The following is a 21,222-nucleotide window of genomic DNA, read 5'->3' as shown; positions in this document are numbered from 1 at the left end:
GCGGGGTCCTCGTCATGGCCCTGTTTGACGTCGCCAGGTGCCATTCAGTTCCCAGTCCCAGGGGATGAAGCGCAGTTCAAAGCCGTCAGTGGCGAGCAGCGCAGCAGTTGCCGGGTCGCTGGCATAAGCCGAGAGGTACTTCTGTACCGAGCCTGCCGCCCTGCTGAAATCTTCTCCGTACCAGTCGAAGATCCTCGAGACAAAAGCGATCTTTCGCTGCACATCGTAGCGATTGCGGGTGCTGTCGTTGATGAATGCACGTGCCGCAACGTCCAGTTGTTCCTCGAGTTTTTCCGGAACATAGGCCCGGCTGGCGAGTCGTGGACAGGAGATCGAGGCGCAGACGATGGCGAAGTGGATGCGCGGGTCGCCTTCCGGAATCAGTTGCCCGGTTTCAAGATCCTGGAGGCTGACCGGCCGACCCATCAAGGCGTATTTCCGGCGTTTGAAGTAGGTGTAACGGGCGAGCCAGGAAGAGGGCGCGTAGCCATCGAGGATGCCGCGAATCGCAAAGGCATTGTAGGCATTGATGAAGAAGGCGCGGCGGGCATGACCGTCTTCCAGATCTTCGGCGCGGGTGTCGTCAAGACTGGTCAGAAAGCGTGCAAAGGCCGGATCGGCATTGATACCCGCGTAGTCGACAAAGCCCTGTTGCACATTGCGCAGCAGTACCCCGTCGAATGCACTGTGGTCAGGCGCTGCAGCCTGACCGGCGGCCCAGATGAGGCTGAGCCCCGTCAGGAGCACGATCATGCACAGGCAGCGTGCAGGAATCTGGCGCCCGCGGAACAGGCCGCCGTCGGATTGAAGGTACAACATCGGATGCATTCTAAGCGCAGTTGCGGGAGTCCGTTCCACAGGCATTGCCGAATACGCGGCCGGGTCAGTTGCGGCTGTCGGAGTCGGGCTGGCTGAGGGGCCTGCCGCTATCGGGTACATCGGGTGGCGGAGCGGCTTCGGGCTCGATCCGGTAGGAGAATTCGTGACGCAGACTGAGCCCCTCGGCAGGTGCCGCTGCCCCGTCCACATAGCGCGGCCGGTAGAGCGAACGGCGCACCGCATTGAGAACGCTTTGGTCGATCAGTCCGGCCGGGTCTGATTCCATTACCTCTGCCGAGCTCACCCGACCCATCGCATCGACCGAGTACCTGACGACCACGTAGCCTGACTCAAGCTTGCTGCCGGGGGGCAGGTTGCGCGCAGACGCGGGGTATATCCGCGGCGGCGGGTTCCAGAACAGCCGCATCGGCCGGGCGAAAAACCCGTCGCGCTGCACGGCATATTTCTCGTCGCCGGACAGCGTCTGCCAGGCCTCGTCATAGGCTTCGCCGGACGAGTTGCGCTTCCCCCAGATCCGGTACAGATCCCCGAACTCGACCAGTACACGGGCCCGTTGCACGGGGTCTGGTTCGGGTTGCTGATCGACGATGTTCAGCGCCTTGCGCAGTACCACGCTGCTCATCGGAAACAGGGTTTCCGGTTCCTGCATCGGGTCTGCCACCGGCGACTGCAGGGCCTGCTGCCGGTAACTGCTGGCGATGGCGATCAGCGGCTCAACCATCGCCGGGTCATTCTCGCCCCCGGTGGCAGCGATCCGCCGCACCATGTCCTGGCGCACCAGCCGTGCCGACAACACCTGGCCCGTCTGCTCGTACCAGTCGCCCAGCCTGGACAAGGCCGGCAGCAGTTCCGGACTCTCCTTGCCCAGCCGGTGCGCCATGATCTGCAGCTGCGATTCCTGGTGGAAATTCGCCTTTTCGAAATCCTTCTGGCCGAGGTAGCTTTCCGTGAGGGCATCATGGACCGGCAGCTGATCGAGATTGTAGAAGCCCTGGTTGACATGATTGACATGCAGTGCTCGCTCAAAGCTCTCCGTGGCCTGAACGAACTGTCCTGCCTGCATGTAGGTCCGGCCGAGCCCCATCAGCGGCGTGACCAGTTGTGGCGAGACGATGCCTTCGTGCTTTTCCACCAGCGTGACAGCTGCGCTGTAATTGTTCCCGGCAGCCAGCAGGTCGCCGGCGCGCAACTGCGCGGTGGCAAGATTGGTCAGCGGAGTCAGCAGTGCTGCATTGTCGTCGCCTTCCAGTTCGCGGGTCAGCTCCACGACTTCGAAGGCTGCCGGTACGGCATCGGCTGGCCGGTCTTCGTCCAGCAGGCGCAGCATTCTCTGGTAAGCAGCAGAGCGCCGTTCCGCAGCTGTTGCCGACACCGGTGCTGACGGGATGGTGCCGGTTTCCCCGGCATATGCCGCATGGCTCCAAAGACCCGCACCCGCGCAGCTCATGGCGACGATGAGGCCGACCATGCTCTGCGTCACGGGAAGCCGACAGGACTGGTACATGGCGGCAAATTACCAATTCCCGCCGGCCGTGCATATCGGGTAGGGTGTGCCGGTATGCAGTCCGACAACAGGCATTTCGTCAACGGCAACCCGCTGCGGCCGCCGTTCCCCGATCACCTCAGGCTGGCGATGTTCGGGATGGGCTGCTTCTGGGGCGCCGAGCGCCGCTTCTGGCAGTTGCCGGGGGTGTGGACCACGGCTGTCGGCTATTCGGCTGGCTCGACACCGGATCCCGACTACAAGCAGGTGTGTTCCGGGCGCACCGGACACAGTGAGGTCGTGCGCGTGGTCTATGACCCGGCGCTGATCACCTACCCGCAACTGCTGACGGTTTTCTGGGAATCACACGATCCGACCCAGGGCATGCGCCAGGGTAACGACGTGGGAACGCAGTACCGCTCCGGAATTTACTGGTATGACGACGAGCAGCGCGAGGCCGCCCGGCACTCGGCCCAGCGATTCGGCGAGCGTCTGGCTGCCGGCGGCTTCGGCCCGGTAACCACCGAAATCGAGGCAGCCGGTGAGTTCTGGTATGCGGAGGACTATCATCAGCAATACCTGGCCAAAAACCCCGGCGGTTACTGCGGACTTGGCGGTACCGGGATCAAATGCACTGACTGACCAGAAACGGGCACCAAAAGTGTGACCGTTTCCATGCGGCGCCGCGGTGCACTGCATACCATGCCGGATATAGATGCCGGCATGTCGCCGGACGCCGGAATCATTTGTGCAGCCCAAGCGACTCAAGATCGACACTGCCAACCTCCAGTGCGGCATGTACGTGGCCCAGCTCGACCGCCCCTGGCTGGAGACGCCGTTCCTTTTCAAGGGCTTCGAGATCCGCGAGGCGAAGGAGCTGCAGCTGCTCCGCCAGTTCTGCAAGCACGTTTATGTAGACGCCAGCCAGGGCTCATTGCCTGAAGAAATAGTGCTCGGCGCGCGGCGCAAGGAAGAACATTACGCCAGTGTGCTGGCGGCTCCGGCGACGCGCCGGGCGCATGCGCCGCCGGCAGGACTGGCGCGGCGACTCGTCGATTCGCTGGCCCGGCTCGACCGGAATGGCGTGCTGACCAGATTGCTGCCCACGCCACACTACAGAAACGCGGTGCCGACACATCTGGAGGCGCCGAGAGCGGCAGAAGCCTACGACAATGCAACGCGTGTACTCAGCGAGATGCTCGAGCAGTTTCCGCAGGTCAAGAAGATCGATGCCGGGCGCCTGCAACAGGCCATCAGGCCGCTGGTCGACAGCATCCTGCGCAATCAGGATGCAATGGCCTGGCTGGTATGTCTGCGCAAACGTGACCTGAACAGCCCGCTCCGGCAAACAGGCAGCGCCGTGTGGGCGGCGATCCTCGGCCGGCATCTGGGTTTTGAGCGCAGTGCGATCGAAACGCTCGCGCTCGGCGGCCTGCTGCTCGATATGGGCAATGCGCGGCTTCCCCAGAGCATCATTCTCAAGCAAGGCCCGCTCGAAGAAACCGAGCAGAAAATCATCCGCAAGCATGTGGCCCTGGGGCTGGAGATGGTGCGTACAACACCTGGCCTGAACGCTGACGTCATCGCAATGCTGCAGCACCATCATGAGCGGAACGACGGTTCCGGCTATCCCGGAGGTCTGTCTGGTGCTGATATACCGGTTTTCGGCCGCATTGCCGGCCTGGTCGACTGTTTCGACGCAATGACGACCAAGCGTCCCTATGCGCCGGCGCGGTCCGCATACGATGCGGTGAGGGAACTCAACAGTCTGTCCGGCACCCTGTTCCAGAAAGAACTCGTCGAGCAGTTCGTGCAGGCTGTCGGCATGTTCCCGACCGGATCGCTGGTCGAGCTGAATACCGGCGAGATTGCAGTCGTGACCGCACAAAACCGGGTGCAGCGACTGCGTCCGATGCTGAGGCTGCTCAGCAATGCCGACAAGACCCCGCTGGCTGCACCGAAGCCGCTCGATCTCCGCAGTTCGCGCCGAACAAGCGGTGAAAGTGATTCGCGCTGGATCGTCCGCGGCCTTGATCCCGGCGCTTTCGGGCTGGATCCCAAAGACTTTTTCCGCTGATCGCTGGTGCCCGCTGCGCTCCCCGTATAATCGGCCGGTCCTGGTGCCGGTATCGAGGAGCGAAAGCCGCGTGAGCAGTCGTCGTCTGCGACAGATCCTGATCGTGTTGTTCCTGCTGGCAGCTGTTGCACTGCTGGTCTGGTATCTCGGTCGCCCGAAGCCGGTACCCGTTACGGTCGCAACGGTTGAAAGCGGTTCCGTGCTCGCCACCGTCTCCAATACCCGCGCCGGCACCGTCGAGGCATGCCAGCGCGCGCGCCTTGCGCCGCCGATGGGCGGGCAGATCGCCCGTCTGCCCTTCAAGGAGGGCGATCGCGTCAAGGCGAATGACGTACTGGTGGAACTCTGGAACCAGGACCTGCGTGCCCAGGTTCTGCAGGCGGAGCGCGACGCGGTGGCAACCCGGAGCCTGGCGCAGGAAGCCTGTGTCACGGCTGAGGTGGCGAGGAAGAATGCGGCCCGTATCAGGCAGCTGCGTCCCCAGGGGCTGGTCTCCGAAGGCGACCTCGAAAAAGCGATCGGTGAAGCAGATGCGCGTGCCGCCGCCTGTAATGCAGCGGTCGACCAGGAAAAAGTCAGCCAGGCGCGCGTCGACGTGTCCCGAGCCAGTCTCGAGCGCACGTTCCTGCGTGCCCCATTTGCCGGTGTGGTTGCAGAGATCAATGGCGAAGTCGGCGAATTCGTGACGCCATCGCCGGTCGGCATTCCTACACCGCCGACCGTGGATCTCGTTGATGGCAGCTGCCTCTATATCTCCGCGCCCATCGATGAGGTCGATGCTCCGGCAGTCCGCGCCGGTCAGCGCGCCCTGATCACGCTGGATGCCTTCCCGAACCAGCGTTTCCCGGGCTTTGTTCGTCGCGTGGCGCCATACGTGCTGGAAGCCGAGAAACAGGCGCGCACCGTCGGCGTGGAAGCCGAGATCGAGGATCCGGAGAAATACAGTTTGCTGCCCGGTTACAGCGCTGATGTCGAGATCATCATCGAGAAGCGCGAGAAGGTGCTGCGGATTCCGACGCAGGCCTTGCTCGAGGGCAAGCGCGTGCTGGTCCTTGATCCCGTCACCGGTATCCTGCATTCCCGCGAGGTAGAGCGCGGCGTATCGAACTGGGAGTACACCGAGATAAAGTCCGGCCTCAAGGCCGGCGATCAGGTGGTGACATCGATTGATCGTGAAGGTGTGGCCGACGGTGTCGCCGCAGTCCAGGAGTAGTCCGACGCCGGACGCGGCCGCGATTCTGCGTCTGGAGCAGCTGACCCGGATCTTTGCTGTCGGCGACCAGTTCGTGCGTGCGCTCGACGGCGTGGATCTCGGCATCGGTGCGGGCGAGTACATCTCTCTGATGGGGCCTTCGGGTTCCGGCAAGTCCACCCTGCTGAATATCCTCGGTCTGCTCGACAGGCCGACCTCGGGTGAATACTGGCTGGCTGGCGAGCAGACCTCGACGATGAACGATGATCGGCTGGCCGATACCCGGCAGCGTGAGATCGGCTTCGTGTTCCAGTTCTTCCATCTGATTCACCGCATGACCGCCGTGGAGAATGTGGAGCTGCCGTTGATGCTGGCCGGCGTGCCGCAGGCCGAACGCCGCGCCCGCGCTATGGAGGTGTTGCGGCGCATGGGGCTCGAGGCGCGCGTCGACCATCGCTCGAACCAGCTTTCCGGTGGCGAGCGACAGCGGGTTGCGATAGCCCGTGCGGTGGTGATGCAGCCAAAAATCCTGCTGGCGGATGAACCCACCGGCAATCTGGACAGCGTCTCCGGCGGCGAAGTCGTGAAGATCGTCGAAGCCCTGCATGACGAGGGCCTGACGCTGGTGGTGGTCACGCACGATCAGGCGATCGGCAGCCGGGCACACCGTCGACTGCTGATGCGTGACGGCAAGGTTGTGCAGGACGTCAGCGGATGAAGCTGGCCGACCGTCACCGCGTGGCCTTTGGTGCGCTGGCGCGCGCTCCGTTGCGTACGGCGATGCTGCTGCTGGCCACGGCTATCGGTGTCGCAGCCGTGCTGGTCCTGACGGCATTGGGTGAGGCTGCACGCCTGTACATTGCCGACGAGTTCCAGTCACTCGGTACGGATCTGCTGGTGGTCATGCCGGGGCGCACCGAAACCAGCGGCGGTGCGGGCATGATGTCGGGCGCCACGCCGCGCGACATCACGCTCGATGATGCGCGCGCCTTGCTGCGCAGCTCTGCGATCGCGACCATCGCGCCGCTGGTGGTCGGCGAAAGTTCGGTCTCGGTCGGCTCGCTCGAGCGGGACGTCACGATCATGGGCACGACGGCCAGTTACGCAACCATTCGTCACTGGACCATGGCCAGCGGCGAGTTTCTGCCGGACGTCGACATGGACCGGGAGTCGCCGGTCTGCGTGGTCGGGAGCACCATCGGGAGTGAACTGTTCCGTGGTGAGCCGCCAGTCGGCCGCTGGCTGCGGGTCGGCGACCGTCGCTGTCGTGTTGCCGGTGTGCTCGCCCGGCAGGGCATCTCGGTGATGGTCGATGTCGATACGGTGGTGATGATTCCGGTGGCGATGGCCCAGAGCCTGTTCAATTCCGCCGGACTGTTCCGGGTGCTGATACAGGCGCGCGGCCGGGATGTCATGCCGGCTGCAAAGCGCTTCGTTCTCGCCACTTTCAAACAGCGACATCACGGTGAGGAAGATGTAACCGTGATCACGCAGGATGCGGTGTTGCAAACCTTTGACGGCATACTCGGCGCGCTGACCCTCGCGCTCGCCGGCATCGCTGCCATCAGCCTGCTCGTTGCGGGCGTGCTGATCATGAATGTCATGCTGGTTGCGGTCAGTCAGCGTACGGAGGAGATCGGCCTGCTCAAGGCACTGGGCGCACGCCGCAGCCAGGTGCTCGCGCTGTTTCTCACCGAGGCGCTGTATCTCGCGCTGCTCGGCGCCCTGGCCGGTGTGCTGGTCGGCTTTGCCGGCGTCTGGCTGCTCGGCAACCTCTATCCCGACTTCACATTCCGGCCACCGGTATGGGCCGTGCTTGGCGCCGTGCTGCTGTCCATGGGCTGCGGCATGCTGTTCGGTATCCTGCCGGCCCGGCGTGCGGCGCGTCTCGATCCGGTTGCGGCGCTCGCCAGGCGCTGAACGGCGTAGCTGATGCGTATCGCTGAACTCATCCGCTTTACTGCCCGGTCAGCGGTATCCCATCGTCTGCGCAGCGTGCTGACTGCGCTCGGCATTGCGATCGGCGTCGCCGCGGTGCTGCTGCTGACCTCGATCGGCGAAGGGCTGCACAAGTACATGCTCACGCAGTTCACGCAGTTTGGTACCAACATCATTGGCGTCAATCCGGGCAAGGCCAAGACCTTTGGAATGCCGACCGGCGTGCTGAACTCCGTCCGGCCGCTGAACCTCGACGATGCGGCAGCACTCAAGCGTGTGCCGTATGTGCGTTCGACCCTGCCTCTCGTGCAGGGTACGGCATCGGTGGAGAGCGGCGGGCGGGAGCGCAAGGTCATCGTCAGCGGCACGGGTTCCGAGATGACCGAGACGCTGTCTTTTCGCGTCGCGCTCGGTAATTTTCTGCCTGCCGACAATCCGGATGCGCCGCGCGCCTATGCGGTACTCGGCAGCAAGGTGCGCACGGAACTGTTCGGTGAGCGCAATCCCCTCGGTGAGCGCGTCCGTATCGGCGGACAGCGCTATACCGTGATTGGCGTCATGGAGTCCAAGGGCACGATGTTCGGTTTCGATCTGGACGATGCAGCCTATATCCCGGTTGCCAAGGGTCTGGAACTGTTCAACCGGGAAGGCCTCTTCGAGATCGATGTCCTGTACGAGGAGGGCGCGCCGGTTGACGAGGTCGTCGAAGGCATTCGCCGGGTACTCATCGCCCGCCATGGCAGCGAAGATTTCACGATCACCACGCAGCAGGAAATGATGGATGTGCTCGGCTCGGTCCTCGATGTGATCACCTTTGCGGTCGGCGCCCTGGGTGGAATTTCGATGCTCGTGGGCGGCGTGGGCATCTTCACGATCATGACCATCGCGGTGCGTGAAAGGACCGCCGAGATCGGCCTGCTGCAGGCCGTAGGCGCACACCGGCGGCAGATCCGCAACATTTTCCTCGGGGAATCGATGGTCCTGGCCGCAATCGGCGGCTTCTCGGGCATTGCGCTCGGCTTTGGCATCCTCGGGCTCTTGACCCTGCTGGTGCCGGCGCTGCCGGTCAGTCCGTCGTGGTCCTACATGGTGGCGGCCGTGCTGGTGGCCGTGCTGATCGGACTCATTGCCGGCGTGCTTCCGGCCTGGCGTGCGGCGCGGCTCGACCCGGTGGAATCGCTGCGGACGGAGTAGCCGCGCGGGGCTTCAGTCCCGCCGGATGAAGTTGACCTCGACACGGCCTTTCGGGCCGAATATCCACGAGCCGATGCCGCTCACCACGCTGACGATCAGGGCCCCCCAGACTGCCGACCAGAAACCGGTGACATGGAAGCCGGGCAGCAGCCATGCTGCCAGTGCCAGCATCGCGCCATTCAGGATCAGCACAAAAAAGCCCAGCGTGACGATCGTCAGGGGCAGGGTGAGGATCATGACCAGCGGCCGCACGAAAGCATTGATGACGCCGAGTACGATGGCAGACGCCAGCAGCCAGGTACCGCTGTCGAAACTGATGCCGTCGAGCCAGGTTTCGGCAAGCCACAGGCCTGCCGCGGCAATCAGGGCGCGAAACAGAAAGTTATCCATGGGCTTCTCCGGGTAGTGGCAAAGCCTTTCGTGACTTGCGGGTGAGGCCTGCATCCGGGACAGCGGCAGGTCCGGTGGAGTCGGTCTTTGGCAGCTCCAGCAGGACGCGCAACCCCGGCGCATTGTCGGCCAGAATCAATTGCCCACCGTGATGTCGTGCAATCGCATTGACCAGTGACAGACCGAGTCCGCTGCCGGGGATGCCGGTGACGGTTGCGGTCCGGTAGAAGCGGTCCAGTACCTTGCCGCGCTCGCTTTCCGGTACGCCGGGGCCCTGGTCGCTGACGGTGATGGTCAGGACGTCGCCCTCGTCGTGCATCTCCAGGCGCACATCAGAACCCGGCGGGCTGTACTTGATCGCATTGTCGAGCAGGTTTGAAACCGCCTGGAAGATGAGGTCCCGGTCGCCGCGCACATGGCCGGCTGCAGGGCCCAGATGCACGGCGATCTCCTTCTCTTCGCCGACGGCATGATAAAGCTCCCATGCGTCATGCAGCAGCGCGCCGAGATCGATGTCAGTCCATGCCTCGTCGTGGGTGCCGGATTCGATCCTGGCAATGCGCAGCAGTGCGCGAAAGGTTGCGAGCAGATGGTCGGCATCGGTGATCGTTGCGTTCAGCTCGTTGCGCACCGTTTCGCTGATGTCGGGATAAAGCGCGAGGTTCTCGAGCCGGCCGCGCAGCCGGGTCAGCGGTGTACGCAGGTCATGGGCGATGTTGTCGGTCACTGCCCGCACGCTGTCGATCAGCGAGTCGATCCGGTCGAGCATCGCATTGAGGTTGTCGGCGAGCTGGTCGAACTCGTCATTGATGCCGCGTACAGGCATGCGGCGCTGCAGACGCCCCGCCATGATTTCCCGGCTGGTGCGGTTGATCGCATCAACGCGGCGCGTCACGCTGGAACTCATCACGATGCCACCGAACAGCGCCAGCAGCAGGCCGATGACCAGCGTCAGGATGTAGACGCGGTTGATCAGCTGCCGGGTGGCAGCCAGGGTGGCCTGCTCCTTCGCGACCAGTAAACGGTGTCCTTCACTGGTTTGCAGTATCTGTCCCTGAAAAGGTACGGCCTGGCCGTTCCGGTCGGGTTGCGTAAAGTGATACCAGCCGTTGGCATCCAGCTCACCGGCAGGCCACGCCGACATGTTGCCGAGAACCGGGCGCTGGTCGGCGGTTACCAGCAGATAGAGGGTCGACCGGTCCGGATCGCGTGCGATGCGGTCGCGAATCACCGCCTCGACGCCGGGGCCTCCGGTCTGGCGGAACTGTTCGGTGAGTCCGCGGATTTCAGCGCTTATCGTGGCGTTGGTCTGCTGCTCGAGATAACCGTTGGTTTCCCAGTAGATGTAGCCGACGAGAATCATCGCCGAGCTGCCGAAAATCCCCATGTACCACCACGCGAGCTGGAAGGTGGATGTACGGATCAGCCTAAGGGGATTCACTCAGCTTGTACCCGGCGCCGCGCACCGTATGTATGAGTGGCGGGTCGAAGTCCTTGTCTACCTTGCGCCTGAGACGGCTGATGTGCACGTCGATCACGTTGGTCTGCGGATCGAAGTGATAGTCCCAGACGTTCTCCAGCAGCATGGTGCGTGTGACAACCTGGTCACGGTTACGCATCAGGTACTCGAGCAGGCGGAATTCACGCGGCTGCAGATCGATCTCCTTGCCGGCGCGGTGTACTGCGCGGCTCAGCAGGTCCACGTGCAGGTCGCCAACCTGTACTTCTGTAACGGTTTCTGCGCCCTCGCGTACCGGGCGCCGGGCGATGGCTTCGAGTCGTGCCATGAGCTCGGCAAAGGCGAAGGGCTTGCCGATATAGTCATCCGCCCCCGCCCGGAGTCCCTTGACCTTGTCGTCGACCTCGCCCAGTGCGCTGAGGATCAGTGTGGGCGTGGTATTGCCGGCAGTCCGCAGCGTCTGCACGATGCTGAGCCCGTCAATGCCGGGCAGCATGCGGTCGATGATCAGCGCATCGTAGTTGCCGCTGCTCGCCAGGAACTGCCCGTCCTTGCCGTCGGCGCAATGGTCGACGGTATGGCCGGACTCACGCAGTCCGCCGATGATGAAGCTGGCTACGCCGGGATCGTCTTCGATTACGAGGACACGCATATTGCCAATGATAGCCGGGACAGCCTGCCTGGTGGAGCCTGGATCGGGAAAACGCTCAGTTCCGGGTCTGCACTTGCGTAGTCAACAGGTGCAGCAGGGCAGTCTGGGAGTGCACGCCGGTCTTGTGGAAGATCCGGGACAGGTGTGTTTTCACGGTATTTGGGCTGATATTGAGGGCATCAGCCGCCTGCTGCGCCGTCTTGCCGGTGAGCAGGGTCTTGCAGAGTCGCACTTCCGCCTTGCTGAGCCCGTAAGTCCCTGCCAGATCGGCAGGCAGGTCAGGCTGGTGGCCGCGCTCATCGTAGATCAGCGCGACACAGGCCGCCCGCCTGGGAAGCTCGGCCATTTCGGAGTGCTTCGTCAATGGCGAGAACACGAGCTGACAGGGCTGGGCTCCCCCATTGCGCGGGATGACGATCGGTGCCGGAGGCCTTGCCAGCTGGCCCTGACTGAGCGCAATGGCGTTCGGCAGCGCCGCATCGAGCATCGCCTGTGCACGCGAGTCTGCGGTGCGCAGCTTCCCGTTCCGCAGCGCAAGCCCTCTGTCACGCGCGAACATTGCCGCTGCGCTTTCGTTGACGAGTATGGGCCGTCCACTGACATCAAATACCACGATGCCACACGGTGCCATATCGATCATCGCAGCCAGCAGCGCATTGTTCTGGCGAATGCTGGCGATGCTCGTGTGTACGCTGATGCTCCTGCACAGGTGTGGCAGCAGCGCCTGGGACAGCAGATCGATATCTGCCGTGGTGAAGGGGTCGTCGTCGATGCAACGGGCCAGCGACAGGACCGAGGTCACGCCATCGTGGCTGCCTAGCGAGGCAAACAGAAAGTATTCGAGCTGCCAGGGAGCAGCCAGCTCACGGTGAATCTCGGTCTGGTGGGCCAGATCGGGTGCGACGATTTCGCTGCTCAGCCGGATCGCACCGGCTGGCTGGTCGAGCATGGCCTGCAGGTAGATGTCATCGCCGCCCTCGCCCCAGCGTGGCGTGAAGGCGTGATTGAAAGATTCGTCGATACCGCCGGCAACATGCATGGACTTCAGCTGATTGGCGAAGTCCATTCGGTGGATCATCGCAAACCGGGTCTGCAGCAACCTGGCAGCAGCAGTGGTGAAATCGCGCCAGCCGGAAGCCAGAAATGGTGCCTCGTAAGCCAGGCTGATGAGCCGTGAGAGTTCAACCGGATCGAGCGTAGCGGGAGAATTGACCATCTGGCATCACCTCTTTCGGCCAGATCAAGTTCATGGACGATTTGCGGCCGTCCATCCTTCCCCACGAAGTTTTCAAGGCAGCGCCTATTGAATCGGGCGCACCGGGTGCTGTCAAGCAGCGGCGTGTCTGGCAGCGATCCGTTCCAGCATCTGTCGCCGTGCTTCGAAGTGATATCCGGTGTTATGTGCAGTGGCCGCGACAGCTGGACGCTTCAGCAAGGCGCTCATCCAGTCACGCAACCGGCCGCAGTCTTCGGGCAAAACGGCGCCGGCCAGCTGTGCATACATTTCAAAGCGTTCAAGAAAGGGTGCGAACTGGATGTCGGTCAGCGAAAATTGCTGCCCGAAGAACCAGGGGCCGGATCCGGTCTTGCGCAGCCCCGCGTGTTCGATATGGCGCAGCACTTCCGAAAGCCTTTCGACGTTGGCAGTCCGCTTCTGTGCGTCGTCGGCTTCCGACATCAGCTTGTGCGCTGCCGGCAGAAATCGCGTTTCACAGTAATCCATCCAGATCCGCGCCTCGGCCCGCAGGGCCGGGGATTCCGGCATCAGCGCCGGTTGCGGAAAAGCCTCGTCGAGGTACTGGTTGATGATCGTTGACTCATGGACGGTCACCCCTGCGTGACGCAGCACGGGGACTTTTCCGTAGGGTGAAATCGCCGCGAACCATTCGGGGCGGTTGAACAGGTCGATCTCGATGAGTTCGAAGTCGAGCTGCTTTTCCAGCAGGGCAATGTGCACGCGTTGTGCGTAGGGGCAGGCTGCAAAACTGTAGAGCTGGATCGCGGACAAGCGGAAGTCCTCCCTCAGGCGGCAAGGTTTGCGGCCGCCAGAACTGCTGCATCGACGATACGCTGGCTGACCCGTACCTGGCCAGGCAGCACCGCGCGTGCAATATCGCCGCGCCGGGCTGGTCTCCAGAGCATGGCATCGGTTTTCAGCGCATCGCCGCTGCCGTCGCAGACGAGGGCAATTTGGGGACGGGCCGGCTCATGAGCAGTCTGGCTCCGGACGATACCAAGCCGGCCGTCCGCGAGCTGCACCCATGAACCGGTTGGATAGACACCGAGCGCCTGAATGAAGGTTTTTACCAGGGCTGAATCAAACTGCGTGTCGCGCATGGAATTCAGGAGTCGTATGGCATCGTGTGCAGGCAGCGCGGGGCCATAACTCTTGTGCTGCATCAGTGCGTCATAGGTATCGACGATTCCGGCGAGCCGCGCGCTGAGCGACAGACGCGTGCCACGGACGCCGCGTGGGTAACCGCTGCCATCGAGCCGTTCATGGTGGCCGAGTATGGCCTCTTCCAGGGTTTCAGAAATGACTTCGGCGGCGCGCACCATGTACAGCCCGCGTCGTACGTGCCGCGTGATGAAGCCGCGTTCAGGGCCGGTCAGGCGTGCAGGTTTGGCCAGAATGGTGATGGGCACGGAGATCTTGCCGATGTCCAGCAGCAGTCCCGCGAGGGCCAGTTCGTCGAGCACTGTCCGCTCAAAGCCGATGCGGTGGCCGGCAATCGTCATGAGTACGGCCGAGCCGAGCGCGCGGCGATACAGGAAACCGACATGCAGTTCCGTCGCCAGCAGCCACGGCAGGGTATCGCTGTCCTCGACCAGGTTGCTGACCAGTGCCTTGAGGGCCAGTCTGGGTGCGTCGAGGGAGATCTGCTCCGAGCGTCGTGCTTCGCGCACAGTCGCATCCAGCGCGTGACCGGTTTCGTGCAGTGCGTGCCGGCTCCGGTCGAGGCCGGACAGTCTATGGTCTGGTTTCAGGGTGCTCACGCGAGCGGTCAGACCCGTGCTGAACAGGTCGCTCTCGCTGTGCTCGGAAAGTACCGGGTCGACATACACATAGCTGCAGACACGACGCAAGGCTTCGATCTGTTCCGCGTGGGCGAGCAGAAAACCATGCGCGTGGAACGGCGTCTGCAGCCAGGGGCGGTCGAGCTCGGCGACATACATGCCGAGCTGCAACCGTCTGCAGTCAACCGGAATCAGCTGCGCTGAAAACACGCCTGCCATTTTTTTCTTGTTCTTGTTACGGCCAGCCCACTCTAACAGCAGACAGCTTCCGGAACTGTGACGGGCTGCACGGCATTTCCCGGAATGTTGTGGTCCCCGGGGCTGTTCGCTGCCTTATGGTGAATGAAGTGGCGCCAGGGATTGCAGGTATACCGCAATCGCGCGGCGATCAGCTGCCGTCAGCTGACTGGTGTTGTCGTCGATCACTTCGCTCATCGAGGAACCGGCGAAGTCACCGTCCGGCAGCATGCCCATTTCAAGAAACAGAAGGATATCGTCGATCGTCCACTGGCCGATCCCGCCTTCACGATCCTGGCGGATGCCGGGAATTTCCTCGTCGTCGGGGCCATCAGGGTTGCCGGCGAGTTCCCGCGAATCATCGCGTGCGCCCAGAAAATTGCGCGGGGTATGGCACTCGCCGCAATGACCCAGGTGGCGGACCAGGTAGGCACCCCGATTCCATTCCGCATCCCGTGCCTGATCAGCCTGAAAAGGTTGCGGATGAAACCAGAGCAGGTTCCAGCCCAGCATGACCTGGCGCCAGCGCAGGTACCAGGGCAGTTCGTGCGGGGGAACCGGATTGTGTACCGGCGGCAGGCTGCGCAGATAAGCGGCGATTGCCGACACATCGCGATCGCTCATTCCCGCATAGGCGGGGTAGGGGAACACGGGATAGTAGAGGCTGCCGTCCGGCGCGCGTCCCTGCCGGAGCGCCGCATCGAAATCACGGTCCGTCCAGCCACCGGTGCCGGTTTCGCGGTCAGGTCTCAGGTTGGGGGAGTAAAAGATCCCGAACGGGGTTTCCAGGCGACGCCCCCCGGCAAGCGGTGTTGCGTCCGGGCGATCGGCCGTATGACAGCTGATGCAGCCGCCGGCATGGACGAGATAGCGGCCGCGTTCAATCTGTCCCGAATCCGCTGCTGCCGCCAGGCAGGATGCAGCGATGAGCGAGAGCAGCAGCGCGGCGAAGAACCGGGACTCCACGCGGAGTCCCGGACGCACCGCCATTACTTCTTTTCTTTCCGGTAACGGTCGTGACAGCCCTTGCAGGCCTCACCGACGGCCTTGAAGGCCTTCATGGTTGCGGCCTTGTCACCTGCCACTACCGCATCACGAAGTTCTGCCGTCGACTTTTCCACGGCGGTAACCATCTGTCCGAATTTGTCCTGTTCCTGCCAGATCAAAGGCAAGGCATCGGTGTTGCCCGTATCGGTTCCGGCCGGAAAGAGGACCTTGACCTCGGTCCCCATCGCTGCGAGTGCCTCGACGTGGGCACGCAGGTGATCCTGGTGCTCGACGCGACCGAAATTGATCAGCGAGAACGCGCCCGTGTGGGCGGCCATGGCCGACATGACGGCCTTGCGATACTTGATCGCATCGGCGGGCGCCGTGGCGCTGAAGCTGGTGCTGGCAAAGGCGAGCGTCGCAATGGTCAGGAGTATGCTCAGACTGCGGTGGTGCATTTGGATACCTCTTATGGGCTGGTGGTTGGACAACGATTGTCCAGGGGAGTGAGCTGGCCGCCGATCACCAGCGCCGTGACGATCAGGCTGCCATCCGTACACCGTGTCATTACGGCGCTGACGTCGACTGCGTAGGGGTTTTCGCCCTTGTGCGGTCTGTTTCCGTCGAAGTCCTTGTAGACCCGCAGGTTCAGCGGCGATTGCGCCGTCGTCCCGGTTTCAGCGGTTCCGGTTTCCGGCGTTGACGGCTGTGCAGTATCGAGATTCCACCGGTTCGCATCCATGGCCGAGGGCGTCTGTGCCGCGGCAGCGCCAGCCAGGAGCAACAGGAAGGGTAGCTGCGGGTGGAGGCGTATCACGGCTGCGCAGATGCCTCCCGCGCAACTGTCGGGGTCGCGAGCCAGGCCTGGATGTCTCTTGCAATTGCGGGGCCTGCTTCCTCCGCGGCCATATGCCCGACGCCCGGGTAGGTGATGATGGTGACCTCGGGTGCATTCTTCAGCATCTGGTGCAGCTCTTCGGCCTGCTCGACCGGCGCCTGGGGGTTCTTTTCTCCCCAGAGAATCAGCGTCGGTACGCGGACCGCAGCAGTGACCTTGACTATATCCGCGCTTGAGTAGCTGCGCAGCCGGGCAAGAATCGCCGCCCGTTGCCCCTCACGCATCCACATGTCGTACCACTGATCGATGAGCCGTTCAGTGACTTTGGATGGATCCCCGAAGCGCGAAGTCAGCATGAACCTGGCGAAAGCCCGCGGCGGTGCAATGTAGGCAAGAATATCCGCCCACTTCGGTACCGTACGTCCGGCGCGCTGCATGGAGCGGCCTTCGAGCGAGCCGGGGCTGAGCAGGATGAGCCGCTCCACGCGTTCCGGATGCGCTGCCGTGTAATGCATGGCAACGGTGCCGCCGAGCGATGTGCCGCCGATCGAGAAGCGTTTCAGCTGGAGCGCATCGACGAAGCGGCCAGTCAATTCCACCGTACGCTCAAGGCTGTAATCGCCGGTTGGATCCGGCCCGGTCAGTCCATGGCCGGTCATGTCGAAACGCAGCACGCGATGCGTTTTCTTCAGCGATTCGACCGCGTCGTCCCAGCTCAGCAAGCTGGCGAAATTTGCATGAATCAGAACCAGGGGCGGGCCGCTGCCTTCGTCGCGGTAATGAATCCGCACGCCGTCCACATTGAGGAACCGGGATGCCGGGTTTGCGTACTTTGCCTCGAGTACTTCGGCGGGGATATCACGATAGATCCAGGCGGCAAGCAGGAAAGCGATGCAGCCGGTGACGAGGATGCCGCCTAGCGCGTAGCCGCAATATCGTAACCATCGCATCAGGTACCTCCTGCTGGCGACTCCGGGTCAGCCAAGCGCCCGGGCGGAATCCGGTGACAGTGTTGCACGTACCATGGACAAAAAAAAACGGGGGCCATATGAGTGGCCCCCGTCTCGTCCAGAATGACGTATCTGGATCAGGGCTTTGCAGCGTCAGCGGCAGCGTCGGCGGCATCGCCGGCAGCGTCGGCAGCAGCGCCGGCAGCGTCAGCAGCGTCGCTGGCTGCATCAGCGGCAGCGCCGGCCGCATCGGCAGCGGCAGCACCTGAAGCGTCCATCGCCGCATCAGCGGCATCGCCAGCAGCGTCAACTGCCTGCGAAGCGCTGTCCATCGCCACATCTGCAGCTTCTGTTGCCTGTTCGGCAGCTTCCTTCGCCTGCTCGGCAGGCTTGCCACCACAGCCGGCAATCATCAGCAGCGCAACTGGCAGACCAAGCCATGCCTTACGGATCGTAGTGCTCATGTAGTCATCCTCCTGTATCCACAACTTCTTTACGGCCAGATTCAGGCGAAGCCTTTTCCGCCTGATATCGGCAAGCTGGTCACGGGACACCCCCCGTAAACGCCTGTTTGCCGAAACCGGTTCCCATCCCTTTGCTGCCATCCGGAATTTCCTGGTGAATGCTCCGGCGCTTCATGCCTGAACCCGCACCTGCCATCCGTCTGACAACCTGAAGCCTGCTGAGAGCCGGCAGGCGCACGTAGCATACACCAATAAGCGAGTACTGAATTCATTGACGAGGCAGCGGTAGAGGTCTGTCCTGGAAGTTGACGGCCGATGCCTGTGCCGGTCATCATAGCGACGCCGTGTCGGTAAAAGTCCATGCCCAGAATCGAAGCCGCAAACATTGAAGAACACGTCCGTCTGCAGAACGGGCGGATCCTCGCCGCTGCAACCCAGTTGTTCAGCGAGCTCGGTTACCGCGGTACCGATATGGAAGACATCGCCCAGGCAGTCGGGCTGGCGCGCAACTCCCTGTATCGCTACTACCCCAACAAGGATCACATCCTGCTGGCCTGTGTGCTGCGCGATATGGTGCCTTTTGTCGAGGAACTGAAGTCCCTGGACAGCCGATATCCGGATCCGCTGCCGCGTATCGGCGCGTGGCTGGATACCCAGATCGAGATCGCCACAAGTCCGGCACATGCCACGATGGAACTCATGGGCGAGATCCGGGAAGCCGCACCGGATCTCCGCAAGCAGATCATCGCGCTGCACAGCCTGCCGAATGCCGTGCTGGAAGGGGCGGTGAGCGAGCTGCTGAAGGGCAAGCGCCGTGACGTGCAGCTGGTGACGGCTCTGGTTGCGGGCATGGTTGAGGCGGCGTCGCGGCAGGCGATAAGACACGGCAACAAGGCGGCCGTAAAGCGGGAACTCCGCCGCATGGTCGAGAGCGTACTGATCAACTGACAGGTCCGGAAATCCGATGAACATCGACGCAAAACAACGTAACAAGATCTTGCTGCTGCTGTTTGTCGGGGTGCTGATGGGCGCCCTCGATATCGCCATCGTCGGACCGGCGTTCCCGGCAATCCAGGCCGAGTTTGCCGTCGACAGCCGGCGGATGGCCTGGATCTTCAATATCTATGTGCTGGTCAGCCTGATCAGTACGCCACTCATGGCGAAGCTCTCTGACCGCTTCGGCCGGCGCAGCATCTACATCCTCGATGTTGCCCTGTTCGTTTCCGGTTCGCTGATCGTTGCCAGCGCACGCAGCTATCCGGTGATGATCCTCGGTCGTGCCGTACAGGCGTTGGGGTCGGGTGGAGTCCTGCCGGTTGCTGCCGCCGTGATCGGCGATACCTTCCCGCCGGACAAGCGTGGTGGTGCGCTGGGGCTGATCGGTGCCGTATTCGGTATTGCATTTCTGATCGGGCCGGTGCTGGCGGGTTTCATACTCAAGTACGGTACCTGGCACTGGCTGTTCCTGATCAATCTGCCGATCGGCCTGATCCTGATGATCAGTGCGGCGCGCATGTTGCCTGCGACACGGCCTGCACAGCGCAAGCCCTTTGATTTCAAGGGCGTGCTGCTGATGAGCCTGATACTCGGCCCGCTTGCGCTGGGCATCACCGGGCTTGACCGGAGCCTGCCGGCGATGGGAATGGGCGAACCGCTGGTCGGCGGGGCCATCATGTTTGCGCTGGTACTCGTACCGCTGTTCTGGGGCGCTGAAAAGCGTGCCGCAGACCCGGTGCTTCAGCCGCGTCTGTTCAGTTCCAAGCAGATGAATATCGCGGGACTGCTGTCGATCGGTACCGGCATGGCAGAAACCAGCGGCGTCTTCTTGCCTTCACTGGCAGTCGCCGGTCTGGGCATGACGGCCCATCAGGCGAGTTTCTGGATGATCCCGACAGTCATCGCGCTGGTCATCGGTTCGCCGCTGGCCGGACGGCTGCTGGACCGGATCGGCTCGAAGATCGTCGTGCAGGCGGGTCTGCTGCTGGCTGCGGTCGGCTTTTTCATGTTCGGCATCGCTGGTACCAACATGGTCTTTTTCGTGCTCGGTCAGGTCTTGTCGGGCTTCGGTCTCTCGGCTCTGCTGGGCGCGCCACTGCGCTATGTGGTGCTCAACGAGGCGGGTGCCGAGCAGCGTGGTGCGGCGCAGGGACTGCTGAGCGTGATGCTCTCGATGGGTCAGCTCAGCGGTGCTGCACTGGTCGGTGCAATTGCGGCGTCCTACGGGGCGGACAATCCGCAGGGCTTCCAGCAGGGCTTTATTGCCATTGGCTCTGTGATGGCCGTGATGACACTGTTGGCGCTCGGTCTCAAGAACCGCGCCGCGGAGCGTGCCAACAGCGCGGCCGTCAGCGCCTGAGGCGAAACCGCGAAGTCAGCCATTTGCCTCCCGCGTAGACCAGCAACAGCAGCATTGCGGCCTGCCCGGTCATGACACAGAAGAGCTTCAGTTTCTTGGCCAGCACCAGCAGGACCGGCAGCCAGGCAGTTTCTGCCGGATAGAGGCTGATGGCGCCCAGTGCGGCGATATTTTCCAGCCAGTCGAATACGGTTCCCAGCATGAACACCGGTAGCAGCTGCCGCGCTGTCAGCATCGCATACCATTTCGGCAGACTGTTGCGCAGCGCAAATGCCGCTGTTGCGGCGATGAACAGGCCGGCGAAGAAGGGGAAGGCATAGTCGATCAGCGTGAAGACATGGTAGAGATTGCGGGCTGTCTCCGTGTAGGTGGCGATTTGCGGGTAGACCTCGGCGGCTGCAAGCCCGTTTTGCAGGTCGAAGGGCTGGTTGCCCGCGGCGTGGGCCGGAAACATCGCGCCGATCCGCAGCAGCGCCAGCAGGGAGCCGGCGAAGCCGATCAACACGCCAAGGTAAAGCCACCAGCTCCGTGACGTCCGGATCACCAGATCCTGCAACCGGTTCAGCATGACGAGCCCCTGTTCCCCTCCTGCGATCATGCCTGTGTCATGCAGGCGCCTCAATCGGTGCGGCTATACTTTTTCGCTACCCATGGTAGCTGTGCGGCAGAGGTGCATTGATGGCTTACTGGCTGATGAAATCCGAACCCTCGGTGTACAGCATCGATGATCTGGAGCGGGACGGCAGCACGGACTGGACCGGTGTACGCAACTACCAGGTGCGCAACATGTTCCGCGACGAATTCCGTACAGGTGATCTGGCCTTCTTCTATCACTCGAGTTGCGCGCAGCCCGGAATCGTCGGCGTGATGACCGTGTCGGGCCTGGCCCATCCCGATGCCGGGCAGTTTGATCCGCGGTCGGACGACTTCGATGTGCGCGCGAAACGCGACAAGCCGGTCTGGCTTTCAGTGGAAATGCGTTTCAAGCAGAAGTTTTCTGCTGCCCTGACGCTCGATGAGCTGCGCCGGCATGCGGCGCTTGCGGACCTGGCATTGCTCCGCCGGGGCAATCGGCTGTCAGTCATGCCGGTCACGCCGGCCGAGTGGCGCTTCATCCTCGGTCTCGCCAGGCGGAAGAAATGAGCCG

The 21,222-nt window shown here is 62.8% G+C and carries 23 protein-coding genes; 9 read left to right on the top strand and 14 right to left on the bottom strand.

Translation table 11 applies throughout. The features are described 5' to 3' along the window. Nucleotides 1–12 precede the first annotated feature (12 nt). On the bottom strand, nt 13–819 hold the full coding sequence (locus H6979_06135; protein MCP5139416.1) for a DUF547 domain-containing protein: 807 nt from the start codon (nt 817–819) through the stop codon (nt 13–15). Nucleotides 820–883: 64 nt separating this feature from the next. Continuing rightward, nucleotides 884–2,320 carry a TonB family protein gene (locus H6979_06130; GenBank protein ID MCP5139415.1) on the bottom strand — a complete coding sequence of 479 codons (1,437 nt, stop codon included), beginning with the start codon at nt 2,318–2,320 and terminating at the stop codon, nt 884–886. Between the two features lie 78 nt (nt 2,321–2,398). Here H6979_06130 and msrA point away from each other — a divergent pair, with 78 nt between their 5' ends. From msrA to H6979_06100, 6 genes are all read left to right on the top strand, one after another. Continuing rightward, nucleotides 2,399–2,965 (top strand): peptide-methionine (S)-S-oxide reductase MsrA, encoded by a 567-nt coding sequence (gene msrA, locus H6979_06125; GenBank protein ID MCP5139414.1) that lies wholly within the window; start codon nt 2,399–2,401, stop codon nt 2,963–2,965. Between the two features lie 106 nt (nt 2,966–3,071). Beyond that, nucleotides 3,072–4,400, top strand: a complete 1,329-nt coding sequence (locus H6979_06120; protein ID MCP5139413.1) for an HD-GYP domain-containing protein — start codon at nt 3,072–3,074, stop codon at nt 4,398–4,400. A gap of 70 nt (nt 4,401–4,470) precedes the next feature. Beyond that, entirely contained in the window at nt 4,471–5,613 is a 1,143-nt protein-coding gene (locus tag H6979_06115; protein MCP5139412.1) for an efflux RND transporter periplasmic adaptor subunit, read from the top strand. 22 nt (nt 5,614–5,635) lie between these two features. Beyond that, the gene (locus H6979_06110) at nt 5,636–6,310 is read left to right on the top strand and encodes an ABC transporter ATP-binding protein (protein ID MCP5139411.1); all 675 of its coding nucleotides are present in this window, start codon (nt 5,636–5,638) and stop codon (nt 6,308–6,310) included. Continuing rightward, nucleotides 6,307–7,512: an ABC transporter permease gene (locus tag H6979_06105; GenBank protein ID MCP5139410.1), complete on the top strand. Its 1,206-nt coding sequence runs from the start codon at nt 6,307–6,309 to the stop codon at nt 7,510–7,512. The genes H6979_06110 and H6979_06105 overlap by 4 nt, the downstream gene beginning before the upstream one ends. A 12-nt stretch (nt 7,513–7,524) precedes the next feature. Continuing rightward, on the top strand, nt 7,525–8,724 hold the full coding sequence (locus H6979_06100; protein ID MCP5139409.1) for an ABC transporter permease: 1,200 nt from the start codon (nt 7,525–7,527) through the stop codon (nt 8,722–8,724). A gap of 12 nt (nt 8,725–8,736) precedes the next feature. Here the strand turns inward: H6979_06100 and H6979_06095 are convergent, their stop codons facing one another. From H6979_06095 to H6979_06045, 11 genes are all read right to left on the bottom strand, one after another. After that, nucleotides 8,737–9,114, bottom strand: a complete 378-nt coding sequence (locus tag H6979_06095; GenBank protein MCP5139408.1) for a phage holin family protein — start codon at nt 9,112–9,114, stop codon at nt 8,737–8,739. Continuing rightward, the gene (locus tag H6979_06090) at nt 9,107–10,555 is read right to left on the bottom strand and encodes a HAMP domain-containing histidine kinase (GenBank protein MCP5139407.1); all 1,449 of its coding nucleotides are present in this window, start codon (nt 10,553–10,555) and stop codon (nt 9,107–9,109) included. Before H6979_06090 ends, H6979_06095 begins: the two co-directional genes overlap by 8 nt. Beyond that, entirely contained in the window at nt 10,542–11,225 is a 684-nt protein-coding gene (locus H6979_06085; protein MCP5139406.1) for a response regulator transcription factor, read from the bottom strand. Before H6979_06085 ends, H6979_06090 begins: the two co-directional genes overlap by 14 nt. Nucleotides 11,226–11,280: 55 nt before the next feature. Then, complete coding sequence (locus H6979_06080) at nt 11,281–12,441, bottom strand: helix-turn-helix transcriptional regulator (protein MCP5139405.1); 1,161 nt, start codon at nt 12,439–12,441, stop codon at nt 11,281–11,283. 111 nt (nt 12,442–12,552) lie between these two features. Next, nucleotides 12,553–13,233, bottom strand: coding sequence for a glutathione S-transferase family protein (locus tag H6979_06075; GenBank protein ID MCP5139404.1), 681 nt, complete (start codon nt 13,231–13,233; stop codon nt 12,553–12,555). Nucleotides 13,234–13,247: 14 nt separating this feature from the next. Further along, a complete protein-coding gene (locus H6979_06070; protein ID MCP5139403.1) occupies nt 13,248–14,462 on the bottom strand; it encodes a DUF3391 domain-containing protein in 1,215 nt (404 codons plus the stop codon). A gap of 114 nt (nt 14,463–14,576) precedes the next feature. Beyond that, nucleotides 14,577–15,470 carry a c-type cytochrome gene (locus H6979_06065; protein ID MCP5139402.1) on the bottom strand — a complete coding sequence of 298 codons (894 nt, stop codon included), beginning with the start codon at nt 15,468–15,470 and terminating at the stop codon, nt 14,577–14,579. Continuing rightward, on the bottom strand, nt 15,470–15,925 hold the full coding sequence (locus H6979_06060) for a cytochrome c (protein ID MCP5139401.1): 456 nt from the start codon (nt 15,923–15,925) through the stop codon (nt 15,470–15,472). The genes H6979_06065 and H6979_06060 overlap by 1 nt, the downstream gene beginning before the upstream one ends. A gap of 11 nt (nt 15,926–15,936) precedes the next feature. Next, complete coding sequence (locus H6979_06055) at nt 15,937–16,284, bottom strand: hypothetical protein (GenBank protein ID MCP5139400.1); 348 nt, start codon at nt 16,282–16,284, stop codon at nt 15,937–15,939. Then, nucleotides 16,281–17,255 carry an alpha/beta hydrolase gene (locus H6979_06050; GenBank protein MCP5139399.1) on the bottom strand — a complete coding sequence of 325 codons (975 nt, stop codon included), beginning with the start codon at nt 17,253–17,255 and terminating at the stop codon, nt 16,281–16,283. The genes H6979_06055 and H6979_06050 overlap by 4 nt, the downstream gene beginning before the upstream one ends. A gap of 137 nt (nt 17,256–17,392) precedes the next feature. Beyond that, nucleotides 17,393–17,719: a hypothetical protein gene (locus H6979_06045; GenBank protein ID MCP5139398.1), complete on the bottom strand. Its 327-nt coding sequence runs from the start codon at nt 17,717–17,719 to the stop codon at nt 17,393–17,395. Nucleotides 17,720–18,079: 360 nt separating this feature from the next. Between H6979_06045 and H6979_06040 the strand changes: the two genes are divergently transcribed. Together H6979_06040 and H6979_06035 are read left to right on the top strand one after the other, a co-directional pair. Beyond that, the gene (locus tag H6979_06040) at nt 18,080–18,667 is read left to right on the top strand and encodes a TetR/AcrR family transcriptional regulator (protein ID MCP5139397.1); all 588 of its coding nucleotides are present in this window, start codon (nt 18,080–18,082) and stop codon (nt 18,665–18,667) included. Between the two features lie 16 nt (nt 18,668–18,683). Then, a complete protein-coding gene (locus H6979_06035; GenBank protein MCP5139396.1) occupies nt 18,684–20,075 on the top strand; it encodes an MFS transporter in 1,392 nt (463 codons plus the stop codon). On the opposite strand, the gene H6979_06030 is transcribed toward H6979_06035, so the two are convergent. After that, complete coding sequence (locus tag H6979_06030) at nt 20,065–20,673, bottom strand: hypothetical protein (protein MCP5139395.1); 609 nt, start codon at nt 20,671–20,673, stop codon at nt 20,065–20,067. The genes H6979_06035 and H6979_06030 overlap by 11 nt on opposite strands. 80 nt (nt 20,674–20,753) lie before the next feature. On the opposite strand from H6979_06030, the gene H6979_06025 reads away from it, so the two are divergent. Continuing rightward, nucleotides 20,754–21,218 carry an EVE domain-containing protein gene (locus H6979_06025; protein MCP5139394.1) on the top strand — a complete coding sequence of 155 codons (465 nt, stop codon included), beginning with the start codon at nt 20,754–20,756 and terminating at the stop codon, nt 21,216–21,218. Nucleotides 21,219–21,222 lie beyond the last annotated feature (4 nt).

This window comes from Chromatiales bacterium, from assembly GCA_024234935.1.
In the GTDB taxonomy this organism is placed as follows: Bacteria; Pseudomonadota; Gammaproteobacteria; order Steroidobacterales.
The sequence above is the reverse complement of the archived record's forward strand: the minus strand, read 5'-3'. Positions and strand labels throughout refer to the sequence as shown.

What these genes read in the sequence shown, in the direction of transcription:
- H6979_06135 (MCP5139416.1), bottom strand. Translation starts at nt 819, where the DNA reads ATGTTGTACCTTCAATCCGACGGCGGCCTGTTCCGCGGGCGCCAGATT.
- msrA (MCP5139414.1), top strand. Translation starts at nt 2,399, where the DNA reads ATGCAGTCCGACAACAGGCATTTCGTCAACGGCAACCCGCTGCGGCCG.
- H6979_06105 (MCP5139410.1), top strand. Translation starts at nt 6,307, where the DNA reads ATGAAGCTGGCCGACCGTCACCGCGTGGCCTTTGGTGCGCTGGCGCGC.
- H6979_06100 (MCP5139409.1), top strand. Translation starts at nt 7,525, where the DNA reads ATGCGTATCGCTGAACTCATCCGCTTTACTGCCCGGTCAGCGGTATCC.
- H6979_06095 (MCP5139408.1), bottom strand. Translation starts at nt 9,114, where the DNA reads ATGGATAACTTTCTGTTTCGCGCCCTGATTGCCGCGGCAGGCCTGTGG.
- H6979_06085 (MCP5139406.1), bottom strand. Translation starts at nt 11,225, where the DNA reads ATGCGTGTCCTCGTAATCGAAGACGATCCCGGCGTAGCCAGCTTCATC.
- H6979_06080 (MCP5139405.1), bottom strand. Translation starts at nt 12,441, where the DNA reads ATGGTCAATTCTCCCGCTACGCTCGATCCGGTTGAACTCTCACGGCTC.
- H6979_06070 (MCP5139403.1), bottom strand. Translation starts at nt 14,462, where the DNA reads ATGGCAGGCGTGTTTTCAGCGCAGCTGATTCCGGTTGACTGCAGACGG.
- H6979_06065 (MCP5139402.1), bottom strand. Translation starts at nt 15,470, where the DNA reads ATGGCGGTGCGTCCGGGACTCCGCGTGGAGTCCCGGTTCTTCGCCGCG.
- H6979_06060 (MCP5139401.1), bottom strand. Translation starts at nt 15,925, where the DNA reads ATGCACCACCGCAGTCTGAGCATACTCCTGACCATTGCGACGCTCGCC.
- H6979_06050 (MCP5139399.1), bottom strand. Translation starts at nt 17,255, where the DNA reads ATGCGATGGTTACGATATTGCGGCTACGCGCTAGGCGGCATCCTCGTC.
- H6979_06045 (MCP5139398.1), bottom strand. Translation starts at nt 17,719, where the DNA reads ATGAGCACTACGATCCGTAAGGCATGGCTTGGTCTGCCAGTTGCGCTG.
- H6979_06040 (MCP5139397.1), top strand. Translation starts at nt 18,080, where the DNA reads ATGCCCAGAATCGAAGCCGCAAACATTGAAGAACACGTCCGTCTGCAG.
- H6979_06035 (MCP5139396.1), top strand. Translation starts at nt 18,684, where the DNA reads ATGAACATCGACGCAAAACAACGTAACAAGATCTTGCTGCTGCTGTTT.
- H6979_06030 (MCP5139395.1), bottom strand. Translation starts at nt 20,673, where the DNA reads ATGATCGCAGGAGGGGAACAGGGGCTCGTCATGCTGAACCGGTTGCAG.
- H6979_06025 (MCP5139394.1), top strand. Translation starts at nt 20,754, where the DNA reads ATGGCTTACTGGCTGATGAAATCCGAACCCTCGGTGTACAGCATCGAT.